The organism is Domibacillus antri (assembly GCF_001936625.1).
Taxonomy (GTDB): domain Bacteria; phylum Bacillota; class Bacilli; order Bacillales; family Domibacillaceae; genus Domibacillus; species Domibacillus antri.
Genome location: NZ_MSDU01000006.1, coordinates 89,314 through 100,681 on the forward strand (window position 1 = coordinate 89,314; position 11,368 = coordinate 100,681).

The 11,368-nt window shown below is 41.7% G+C and carries 9 protein-coding genes; 6 read left to right on the top strand and 3 right to left on the bottom strand.

Annotated elements, in window-relative coordinates; all coding sequences use genetic code 11:
• Window positions 1–93 precede the first annotated feature (93 nt).
• The 4 genes from BTO30_RS03650 to BTO30_RS03665 all read left to right on the top strand — a co-directional run bounded on the left by BTO30_RS03650 (window position 94) and on the right by BTO30_RS03665 (window position 5,910).
• Window positions 94–2,676, top strand: a complete 2,583-nt coding sequence (locus BTO30_RS03650) for an efflux RND transporter permease subunit (protein WP_075397361.1) — start codon at window positions 94–96, stop codon at window positions 2,674–2,676.
• Window positions 2,677–2,875: 199 nt separating this feature from the next.
• Window positions 2,876–5,065 carry a DNA topoisomerase III gene (locus BTO30_RS03655; protein ID WP_075397362.1) on the top strand — a complete coding sequence of 730 codons (2,190 nt, stop codon included), beginning with the start codon at window positions 2,876–2,878 and terminating at the stop codon, window positions 5,063–5,065.
• A gap of 65 nt (window positions 5,066–5,130) precedes the next feature.
• Complete coding sequence (locus BTO30_RS16980; protein ID WP_143331901.1) at window positions 5,131–5,301, top strand: GDYXXLXY domain-containing protein; 171 nt, start codon at window positions 5,131–5,133, stop codon at window positions 5,299–5,301.
• Window positions 5,302–5,460: 159 nt separating this feature from the next.
• On the top strand, window positions 5,461–5,910 hold the full coding sequence (locus BTO30_RS03665) for a C40 family peptidase (protein ID WP_075397363.1): 450 nt from the start codon (window positions 5,461–5,463) through the stop codon (window positions 5,908–5,910).
• 130 nt (window positions 5,911–6,040) lie between these two features.
• Here BTO30_RS03665 and BTO30_RS03670 read toward each other — a convergent pair whose 3' ends face one another.
• Window positions 6,041–7,366, bottom strand: a complete 1,326-nt coding sequence (locus BTO30_RS03670; protein ID WP_075397371.1) for a hemolysin family protein — start codon at window positions 7,364–7,366, stop codon at window positions 6,041–6,043.
• A 117-nt stretch (window positions 7,367–7,483) separates the two neighbouring features.
• Complete coding sequence (locus BTO30_RS03675; protein ID WP_075397364.1) at window positions 7,484–8,515, bottom strand: STAS domain-containing protein; 1,032 nt, start codon at window positions 8,513–8,515, stop codon at window positions 7,484–7,486.
• Window positions 8,516–8,647: 132 nt separating this feature from the next.
• Here BTO30_RS03675 and BTO30_RS03680 point away from each other — a divergent pair, with 132 nt between their 5' ends.
• Window positions 8,648–10,204, top strand: a complete 1,557-nt coding sequence (locus BTO30_RS03680) for an ABC-F family ATP-binding cassette domain-containing protein (protein ID WP_075397365.1) — start codon at window positions 8,648–8,650, stop codon at window positions 10,202–10,204.
• A 17-nt stretch (window positions 10,205–10,221) separates the two neighbouring features.
• Window positions 10,222–10,896 carry a Dph6-related ATP pyrophosphatase gene (locus tag BTO30_RS03685; RefSeq protein ID WP_075397366.1) on the top strand — a complete coding sequence of 225 codons (675 nt, stop codon included), beginning with the start codon at window positions 10,222–10,224 and terminating at the stop codon, window positions 10,894–10,896.
• A 141-nt stretch (window positions 10,897–11,037) separates the two neighbouring features.
• Here BTO30_RS03685 and BTO30_RS17455 read toward each other — a convergent pair.
• The coding region (locus tag BTO30_RS17455; RefSeq protein WP_211272815.1) for a hypothetical protein at window positions 11,038–11,368 on the bottom strand (331 nt) is incomplete at its 5' end.

An 11,368-nucleotide genomic window follows, 5' to 3' on the forward strand; every position in this document is an offset into this window, starting at 1 on the left:
GTCTCATTTTGAAACAAGCGAATGATTTTGATTGTTTTCTCCCCTCCTTTTCCTTGCTATATTAAGTTTTGCGAAAAGGAGGCAGCATAGAGAATGAACAAAATTTTTACAAAAATTGGCGATTTTATCGTGAAAAATTCAAAACTTAATATTATTGCAATAGTAATCATGACCCTCATTTTAGGCTTTGGTGTCACGAAACTTGAAATGAAAATGGGCAATGATGTATTCGTAAGCAGCGAATCAGATGTTTTCAAAGATACTGCAACGTATCAAGAAAACTTTGGCGGAGATGGTATTTACCTGTTACTCGGCGGGGATCAGGATGAACTCATCTCCCAAGAAACAGCAAAAGAAATTATCCGTTTTACGGAAGAAGCTGTCAAAATCAAAGACATTACAGGGACAACAAACTTTGTTGGCTTGATGAATGAAATGTTATCAAGTGAAAATCCCTCTATGTCAATGGGTGGCGATGATAACAAAGCGTTAGAAGAAGCTTTAATGAATGAAATTAACGATGAAGCAATGACAGCCATTGAACAGTCTATGACAGACAGTTTAACGGATGTGCAGCTGCAACAAATCCAAACCTTCACGCAAGAGCAGCTAACAAATGAGCAGTTGCAGCAATTCGGAACAAAAATGGCTGAACTTGGTGCAACGGCAACAGCTGACGACCAAGCTGCTATTATGCAAGAGCTTTTAACAGAAGAACAAAATAATGCAATCACAGAGTACACAGAGAGCATCTTAACAGCAGAACAAACAGATGCGCTGCAAAAACAAGTGCTGCAAGCTCTGCCAGCAGTAGAAGACATGAGCACGGAAACATTGCAGCAAATTGTCTTCTCAGATAACGGCAATGTCCCAGCTCAACTTGAGCAGTTAATTCCTGCAAACGGCGAGCACGTACTCATCATGTTAAATACATCAAATGATACGGAGATGGCGACATATGTACGTATTAATGAAGAACTAAATGAATTAATTGAAGATAGCCATTTTGCCGATAGTATTACAATCCAAGCTGGTGGTGTTCCTGTTGTACAAGGTGACGTGCAAGGTGAAGTGATGACTACAATGGCGATCATGTTATCGCTTGCTGTCGTATTAATGATTGTTGTACTATTCCTCGTCTTCCCTGTACGCCGGCGCATTATTTCACTTGGCTTTGTACTTATTGGCCTTGTCTGGACATTCGGTTTTATGGGCTGGGCAGGTATACCGATTACACTGGCAACAATGGCTACACTGCCAATTATTATTGGACTTGGAACAGACTTTGGTGTTCAATTCCACAACCGTTATGAAGAAGAGTTTAGAAATAGCAAGTATAACGCTGCACTCGCAACCAAAAATGCGGTACGACATATTGGTCCTGGTGTCGGGATTGCTGTATTTATTATGGCACTCAGCTTCTTAACAATGTTCTTATCAAAAGCACCAATGATGCAGCAATTTGGTCTGACGCTGGCCATCGGCGTTATATTTTGCTACGTTGTTGAGCTTGTGTTAATGTTCTCTGCCTTTAACTTACTTGACCAGCGTAAAAAAGCAGTAAAAATCAAGGCAAATGAAGATACATGGTTAACTCGTTTCTTAGGCGGATATGCTGAAGTTGTTGGTAAGTTTGCATTACCCATTTTATCTGCAGCCATCATCTTATCTGCCATTGGATTCTCAGTTGAACACACGATTCCAACTGAAACAAACTTAATGAAAATGATTCCTCAGGATATGGAATCTCTTGAAAACACAAATTACTTGCAAGAAGTAGCTGGTTCTACAACGTTCATTACGTATTTAGTAGAAGCTGAGGATGTAACAGATCCAGCCGTTATAAAATGGATGCAGGATTTTAGTGAAAAAATGGATGAAAAATACGAAGATATTGAAGGAACAACCACTCTTTCTTCTTTATTAGTTCAGTTAAATGGTTCAGTACCGGCTGATGAAGCAGTATTAAAAGCAGATATCGAAAACTTACCTGCTTCAATCATGCAAACAGTCATTAGTGAAAACCACCAGTATGCAACGATTCAGTTCCAAGTAAATCCTGAGCTTTCCTCAGCAGATCAACTGGACTTAATGAATGAAATCACAGACCAAATTGATGCAGATAAAGGAATTGATGTAAGTCCTGCAGGTGCACAGGTTATGATGTTATTTGGTATTGATAATATTGGTGCTAACAGCAAATTAATGATTGTCGTTGGACTTGCCATTATTTTCATCGGTCTGTTCTTAGTCTATCGTCGTGTAAAACATGCCGTTTATCCGCTTGTTCCTATTGTATTAGTCCTTGGATTCTCTCCACTTGCTTTAAAACTGTTAGACATGTCCTTTAACCCTTTAACAACGGCACTTAGCTGCTTAGTTCTTGGTATTGGAACAGAGTTTACGATCTTAATTATGGAACGCTTCCGTGAAGAAGAAGCGAAAGGTTTAGAGGCGAAAGAAGCAATCAAAGTATCACTTTCTAAAGTTGGACAGGCCATTACAGCTTCTGGTTTAACCGTAGTAGTCGGCTTTTCAACATTAATCTTTGTAAGCTTCCCGATTTTACGTGATTTCGGTATTACAACAGTTATCGATACATTACTGTCACTCATTTGTGCTCTAACCATTTTACCGGCACTGATCGTTTTATTCCGTAAACGTCAAAAAGCTTAATCATTTTTTAGGCAGCACCTTATGAGGTGCTTTTTTACGTGGCTTCAAACAAGTAAAAACCCATCTCGATAAAATCCATTTATTTATAAGTAAATTCTCGAACCCCACCTCACAGAACTACTCTTTAACTCTTAGCAACTGAATATCCTTGTGACCTGTGCTATATTTAAGTTTATGGATATTAGAAAGGGTGTTATGTATGGCAAAGAGCTTAGTGCTAGCTGAAAAGCCTTCTGTAGCACGCGATATTGCGCGTGTATTGAATTGTAACAAAAAAGGAAATGGATCCCTTGAAGGAGATAAATACGTCGTTACATGGGCTTTAGGACATCTTGTAACGTTAGCTGATCCCGAAAGCTATGATGTGAAATATAAAACGTGGAACTTAGAAGATTTACCAATGCTGCCAGAGCATCTAAAACTAACAGTCATTAAACAATCGAGCAAGCAGTTTAATGCTGTGAAAAGTTTGCTTACCCGTTCAGATATAAATGAAATCGTAGTGGCTACCGACGCTGGGCGGGAAGGCGAATTAGTAGCCCGTTGGATTATAGAGAAAGCAAAGGTGAAAAAGCCAATCAAACGCCTTTGGATCTCATCTGTCACTGACAAAGCGATTAAAGATGGATTTGCAAACTTAAAACCGGGTAAAAACTACGACAACCTTTATCAATCAGCAGTTGCTCGTTCAGAAGCTGACTGGTATATCGGTTTAAACGCTACTCGTGCTTTAACAACTCGATTCAATGCTCAACTTAACTGTGGTCGTGTTCAAACACCAACAGTGGCGATAATTGCGCAGCGAGAAGATGAAATTAAAAACTTCAAACCACAAACATATTATGGTATTGAAGCGCAAACAGAAAATAATCTGAAACTAACTTGGCAAGATGCTAAAGGCAATTCCCGCAGTTTCGATAAAGAAAAAACAGATTCAATTGTTAAAAAGCTGGATCGCAAAGATGCGATTGTCACTGAAATCGAGAAAAAGCCGAAGAAATCATTCTCCCCGGGCCTTTACGATTTAACAGAGTTACAACGTGATGCCAACAAAATTTTTGGTTACTCGGCAAAAGAAACGTTAAATATTATGCAAAAACTGTATGAGCAGCACAAAGTATTAACGTATCCTCGTACAGATTCACGTTATATCTCTTCAGACATCGTAGGAACGCTTCCAGAGCGTCTGAAAGCTTGTGGAGCAGGAGAATATCGTTCTTTAACTAATAAGATCTTAAACAAGCCGATAAAAGCTTCTAAAGCATTTGTTGATGACAGTAAAGTATCAGATCATCACGCTATTATTCCAACAGAAGATTACGTAAATTTTTCAGCTTTTACGGATAAAGAGCGCAAAATTTATGATTTAGTCGTTAAACGGTTCTTAGCTGTATTATTCCCAGCATTTGAATACGAGCAACTAACGCTTCGTGCAAAAATTGGCCAGGAGAATTTTGTTGCTAGAGGGAAAACTATTTTATCAAGCGGCTGGAAAGAAGTGTACGAAAATCGCTTTGATGATGACGATGCAGAAGATGATCTGAAAGAACAAATTTTGCCTCACATCGAACAAGGTAATAAATTAGACATAAAATTAATTGTACAAACATCAGGCCAAACAAAGCCCCCTGCACGCTTTAATGAGGCGACATTACTTTCGGCAATGGAAAACCCTACAAAGTACATGGACACGCAAAATAAACAGCTTGCAGCCACTTTAAAATCAACTGGCGGCTTGGGTACTGTGGCAACTCGCGCTGACATTATTGACAAGTTATTCAACTCCTTCTTAATTGAAAAACGCGGTAAAGATATTCACATTACGTCAAAAGGCCGCCAGCTGCTTGATCTAGTACCGGGAGAATTAAAATCCCCTACGTTAACTGCTGAATGGGAGCAAAAGCTTGAAGCTATTGCAAATGGCAAACTGAAAAAAGAAGTATTTATTTCGGATATGAAAAACTATACTAGGAAAATCGTTGCTGAAATTAAAGCGAGCGACAAAAAATACAAGCATGACAATATTTCAACAAAATCTTGTCCAGACTGTGGAAAGCCAATGCTTGAAGTGAACGGCAAAAAAGGAAAAATGCTTGTCTGTCAAGATCGTGAATGTGGTCATCGCAAAAATGTTGCACGTATCACAAACGCTCGCTGCCCTCAATGTAAGAAAAAACTAGAACTTCGCGGTGAAGGCGAAGGCCAAATTTTCACATGCAAGTGCGGATATCGTGAAAAGTTATCTTCTTTCAATGAACGTCGTAAAAAAGAATCAAATGGCAAAGTTGATAAACGGACCGTACAAAAGTACTTAAAACAGCAAAATAAACAAGAAGAACCTTTAAACAATGCACTTGCAGAGGCACTGAAAGGATTAAAATTTGATTAATTAAAATTACCCCCTTTGGATTAATGACATTCAAGGGGGGATAACTGTGTTTACGAACATTAAAGATGATGAAAAATAAAAATTGGTTTAAAGGAAAAGCGTGTGCCGGAACGCTGACATTGGGTATTGAACATTTCTTTATTCCTGAAAACACAGGCGCTCAATGGGAAAAAAAAACACACGATATTGTCAGGATGGCTGAAAATGGCGATGCGATTTTAGAAACATTAAAGTAAAAAAACGACCGTCCGGAAACTGCCGGGCAGTTTTTGTAACAAAACTGTAATACGAATAAAATTGAATTGTAACTTAATAAGTCGAATTTTCTGATATATTTACGTCAGTGAATAAATACAAACCGTTTTAGAAGCGGCTTGCCTGACGGAGGGACTATGTTGAAAAAGTGGCTGTTCGTTATTCTTAGTTCTTGTTTAATGATATTCGGCGTCATTGCACCGGCGCAGCAAACTGAAGCAGCTTATTCAGCTGATGCAACGATTACAGAAGCGAAAAAGCATATCGGCACTCCATATAAATTCGGTGGTACAACACCATCCGGCTTTGACTGCTCAGGATTTATTCAATACGCACATAAAAAAACCGGCTACACTTTGCCGCGTACAGCTGCTGACATGTACAAAAAAGGAACAGCTGTCGCAAAAGCGGACATGGCACCCGGCGATTTAATGTTCTTCACTACATACAAAAAAGGTGCCTCTCACGTCGGCATCTATCTTGGTAACAATCAATTTATTCACGCTTCCTCTTCAAAAGGCGTGACAATTGATAAAACATCGAATTCTTACTGGAGCAAACGCTACATCGGCTCTAAAACACTTGATTAAATATTCTCAACCCCCGCAGACGCTCATTCGTCTGCGGGGGTTTTCATCTTGTCTTTATTTTAAGGCAGGGAGTCATTTAGATCTTTCTGTTAAATAAACAAGGGCTGCGTTAATCGCAGCCCTTGTTTATTTATTCAGTAGCGGGTCCTTCTTCCCGTTTTGCTTTTGCCTTTTTTGCTTCGATGGCGTGAATGTGATGGCCGTCGGCGTCTCGTATAATGAATTCGTATCCGTCCTGCACGATGGAGTCACCCAATTTCACGTCAATATTTTCAGTCAATGCCCAGCCGCCGAGTGTATCTACTTCTTCATCGGACAAACCCGTACCGAGTAAATCGTTCACTTCTGAAATTAAGACACGGGCATTAAATAAGTAATGCTTTTCACCAAGTTTTTCAATTTCCGGCTTTTCATCCGTATCAAATTCATCACGAATGTCGCCAACAATCTCCTCCAATATATCTTCAACCGTGACAAGACCTGAGGTACCGCCATATTCATCCATTAAAATGGCCATATGGATACGCTCTTTCTGCATTTTCATTAACAAGTCATGAATGGGAATCGTTTCAATCACCCGAATAACCGGTTTTACAAATTCCTCTAGAGGGCGGTTCCGGTCACTGTCGCTCTCTAAGTAAAAGGATAACAGCTCCTTCATATTGACCATGCCGAGAATGTTATCCTTATCCCCATCGTCAACCGGATAGCGTGTATATTTTTCAATTTGAATAATCGATTTAATTTCATCCCATGTCAAATCTTTCGACAACGTGATCATATCTGTGCGCGGCACCATAATTTCTTTGGCGACACGCTCGTCAAATTCAAAAATCCGATCAACGTATTTGTATTCCGATTGATTAATTTCACCGCTTTTCAAGCTTTCCGACAAAATAATGCGCAGTTCTTCTTCCGAGTGGGCCATCTCATGCTCGGACGCTGGCTTCAAACCAAACAGGCCTACCAAAAGCCGTGCAGACCCATTTAAAATTTTAATAAATGGATACATGATTTTATAGAAAAGAATAATGAATGGCGCAAACGTGAGCGTCACTGCTTCCGCTTTTTGGATGGCAACCGTTTTGGGTGCAAGCTCTCCGACCACAACGTGCAGGAATGTCACCAATGAAAAGGCGATGGCAAATGAGAGAATGCTTGAAAGCGACGGAGCAAGTTCAAGCCGTTCAAACAGTGGATGCAAAATCTTCTCGACAGTCGGTTCTCCGAGCCATCCAAGACCGAGCGCTGTCACAGTAATACCGAGCTGACAGGCGGATAAATATTCATCCAGGTTCGTAACCACTTTTTTCGCCGCTTCAGCCCGTTTATTTCCCTCTTCGATCAGCTGGTTTATACGAGACATGCGTACTTTTACGATGGCAAATTCCGTCGCCACAAAAAAGCCGGTCAATACGATAAGCAGCGCAAACAACAATAAGTTGACTACAATCAAATTATGGAAAAAACAGTCTGCCCGTTTTTTCCTCTCACCTCCCAAGGCTAAAAATAACTTTTTACTCCATACCCTTCTTTTCTGCTTCCTTAACAACTATTTTCCAACTTTTTAAAATTATTCGTCTCCAGCTTTCGTAATATGCATGCCATCCAGTGCAATCGCATAATGAACAGCATGTTTTAACGTCGCGAAGCATTTTAAATCCTTTAAATAGATCCCCTTCGACGCCATTTCCATCCCCAGCTCCGGTGAAATGCCAGCGACAATGGGGACAGCCCCGATTAATTGAATGGACTGTGTCACTTTTTCCAGTGTACTTAAAATGAGCGTGTTCATCGCTTTAATGCCTGTCACATCTAAAATGAGCATATTCGCTTTATGATCAACAATCGCCTGGAGCGTCTTTTCAATTAAGTCGTCTGAACGCTCTTGATCAAAGCGTCCCATCAGCGGCGTAACAAGAATGCCGTCAAGAACGGGAATGACGGGTGATGACAGCTCACGAATGATTTTTTTCAGCTCCATCGTCCGATTTTCCACCATTGCTTCAAGCTGCGTAATGGTCTGCTGTTCCTGCGATTGAATATGTTCACGCACATTTTCAGACGGTGTCACCTGAGAGGGATACAGTTCAATTTCCTTATATGTGCCTGTATCCTCAGCTTTATAGTCCGTTACTTTATACCAAATCTTTTCCTCCAATAAGCCGCTGAGAAGCCCCGCCCAGTGGCCGCCAAGAAATGTACCCGGCTCTTCTTTTCCTTGCTCCTGGGCCACTTTGCTTTCCCAGTCATTGCGAATCGTAAGCACAGCACGCTTTTCAATTAAACAAAGCTGCTTATATTGTAACGCTCCCCACCCTGCGGCAGCGTATATATCCGGCAATGAAGCAAGTACATCCTCTACTTTTTTTCCGCCCGCTTTGTAAAAACCGCTGACAATTTTTCCGGTCCGGTAACCGGCTGTTTCCATCACGATGCGGGCCGAATCCATGCCTGTTACTTCTTCAATTGTATCGATAAATGTTTTAAGGGCCGTCTTTGTCCAAAATAGAACGACATCCGCTCCTTCAAACTGAAACAGCCCCTCTTCTCTGTTCCAATATAGACTGGCGTCCCCTATTTTCACATTGCTCTCCTGTTCCATTTCAAAATCCCTCCTGAATTTCCTCATATATGTATTTTACAACGCCCATGAACTGTTCACCAGTTTTCCCCCTATTATTTAGTGAAAATGATATAATCATCTTAAAAATGAACGAGAGGATTTTTTATACGTATGAGTATTTTATCAGTCAGCCGCCTGAGCCACGGCTTCGGCGACCGCGCTATTTTTAACGACGTATCGTTTCGCCTTTTGAAAGGTGAACATATCGGACTTGTCGGCGCAAACGGAGAAGGAAAATCAACATTTATGAACATTATTACCGGTGAATTACAGCCGGATGAAGGGAAAGTGGAATGGTCAAGAAATGTCCGTGTCGGCTACCTTGATCAGCACGCTGTTTTAAAGCAGGGCATGACGATCCGCGATGTGCTGCGGACAGCGTTTCAATATTTATTTGATATTGAAACAAAAATGAATGAACTTTTTGGTCAAATGGCGGATGTCACGCCGGAAGAATTGGAAAAACTGCTTGAAGAAACCGGCACGATGCAGGATTTATTGACGAACAATGATTTTTACATTATTGACGGCAAAATTGAAGAAACGGCGCGGGGTCTTGGTCTTGATGATATCGGCCTTGAACGTGATGTCCACGATTTGAGCGGCGGACAGCGTACGAAAGTTTTGCTTGCAAAGCTTCTTCTTGAAAAACCGGATATTTTATTATTGGATGAGCCGACAAACTATTTGGACGAACAGCACATCGAATGGCTGAAACGCTATTTACAGGAATATGAAAATGCTTTTGTCTTGATTTCACATGATATTCCATTTTTAAACAGCGTTGTGAATTTAATTTATCATATGGAGAATCAGGAATTAAACCGCTATGCCGGAACATACGATGACTTCCTAAAAGTACACGAGATGAAAAAGCAGCAGCTGGAAGCAGCGTATAAAAAGCAGCAGCAGGAAATTGCTGGCTTAAAAGACTTTGTTGCCCGCAATAAAGCGCGTGTTTCCACACGGAATATGGCGATGTCGCGTCAGAAAAAGCTCGATAAAATGGACGTTATTGAGCTTGCAGCGGAACGGCCGAAACCGGAATTTCACTTTAAAGAAGGCCGCACACCAAGCAAATTGATTTTTGAAGCGTACGATCTTGTGATCGGATACGACGAGCCGCTTTCCCGTCCGCTTAATCTGCGCATGGAACGCGGCCAAAAAATTGCTTTAACAGGTGCAAACGGCATCGGGAAAACAACACTGCTGAAAAGTCTTCTCGGTGAAATCCCTCCTGTTTCAGGCAAAGTAGAACGCGGTGAAAACTTGTTAATCGGGTACTTCCAGCAGGAGATGAAAACGGACGCCGGCAATACATGTATCGAAGAAATGTGGACAGAATTTCCTTCATTCACTCAGTATGAAATTCGCGCGGCACTCGCAAAATGTGGACTGACTACAAAACATATTGAAAGTAAAGTGGCGGTGCTCAGCGGCGGTGAAAAAGCGAAAGTGCGCCTTTGCAAATTGATTAACCAGGAATCTAACATTCTGGTACTTGATGAACCGACCAATCACCTTGACGTGGATGCAAAAGACGAATTGAAGCGGGCGATTAAAGCATATAAAGGCAGCGTCCTCCTTATTTCGCATGAGCCGGAATTTTATCAGGACGTTGTAACGGACATCTGGAACGGCGAATCATGGACGACTAAAGTCTTTTAATGAGAGGCGATTGAGAAATGAAAAAGCGTTATGCATTGTCATGGAGCGGCGGCAAAGACTGCACGATGGCGCTTCATTTGTTAAAAGCGCAAGGGATAGATATCGTCTGTCTTGTCACAACGGCGCCGATTGAAACAGGGAAAACGTTCGGACACGATGAAAAAATGGACCTGATTGAAGCGCAAAGCAAATCGCTTGGCATTCCTGTTCACTTTATCCGGTGCCGGTATGATCATTATACGGATGATTTTATTCTTGATCTCAAAAAGCTGAAAGAAGAATTTTCGCTTGATGGGATTGCCTATGGCGATATTTATCTGGACAGTCATTTTGAATGGGGAGAGCGTACGGCAGCTGCAGCTGGGATCGACGCATTGTTCCCGCTAAAGGGCCGTCAATCCGAAAGTGCCGCTATGCTGGAGCGGTTTATTAAAACCGGCTATAAAGCCCTAATTATCCGCGTCCGGCGCGGCGTAATGGATAAGGCGTTTCTCGGCCGAAAACTGGATGAATCATTTGCCAGAGATGTGATGGAAACAGATTGCTGTCCGATGGGCGAAAACGGTGAGTTTCATACGTTTGTGTATGACGGCCCCCTTTTTCATACGCCGATTGAAGTGAAATCGGGCGGTGTGATTGAATCTGCGGCATCCTTCCGGCTCGATATTTCTCTCAGTATGCCGGTTCATTAAGTTTTTCAATATGCAAAAGCCCGCTCATCTATTGAGCGGGCTCCAGATTGTAGACAAATAACAATTTTTTACCGTAATATCCTTTTGCTTCTTTTCATACGAGCTGTTTTGACGGGATCTGACAAAGCGGCAGGCAGTTCCCTATTTCTTCGCAGCAGCAATGGTGAAAAATACGCAGACATGTCCCTCGCGATTGTTCAATAAATACTGTATATAAAGTCTCGCTCTCACTTGCTGCTTTTCTAAAACGCCTTGGGGAAGCCGTCCGGACGAAGACTCCTGCGGGATGCACAGTGAATCGGGAGATCCCGCAGGCGCAGCCGAGGAAGCTCCCCACTGTCCGCGGAAAGCGAAATCCGGACGGCTTCCCCCTATCGGCTCCGGATAAAAAGCGGGGCCTTCACAAAAGACGCCTGTTGATTTGCTGTCGTTAAAAAACGGCGGACTTTGTCTACAGTCACAACCGGCACAT

Excerpts from the sequence above, each read along its gene's own strand:
- BTO30_RS03680 (WP_075397365.1), top strand. The coding sequence starts at position 8,648 with ATGAGTATTTTATCAGTCAGCCGCCTGAGCCACGGCTTCGGCGACCGC.
- BTO30_RS16980 (WP_143331901.1), top strand. The coding sequence starts at position 5,131 with ATGATGAAAAATAAAAATTGGTTTAAAGGAAAAGCGTGTGCCGGAACG.
- BTO30_RS03655 (WP_075397362.1), top strand. The coding sequence starts at position 2,876 with ATGGCAAAGAGCTTAGTGCTAGCTGAAAAGCCTTCTGTAGCACGCGAT.
- BTO30_RS03650 (WP_075397361.1), top strand. The coding sequence starts at position 94 with ATGAACAAAATTTTTACAAAAATTGGCGATTTTATCGTGAAAAATTCA.
- BTO30_RS03685 (WP_075397366.1), top strand. The coding sequence starts at position 10,222 with ATGAAAAAGCGTTATGCATTGTCATGGAGCGGCGGCAAAGACTGCACG.
- BTO30_RS03675 (WP_075397364.1), bottom strand. The coding sequence starts at position 8,515 with ATGGAACAGGAGAGCAATGTGAAAATAGGGGACGCCAGTCTATATTGG.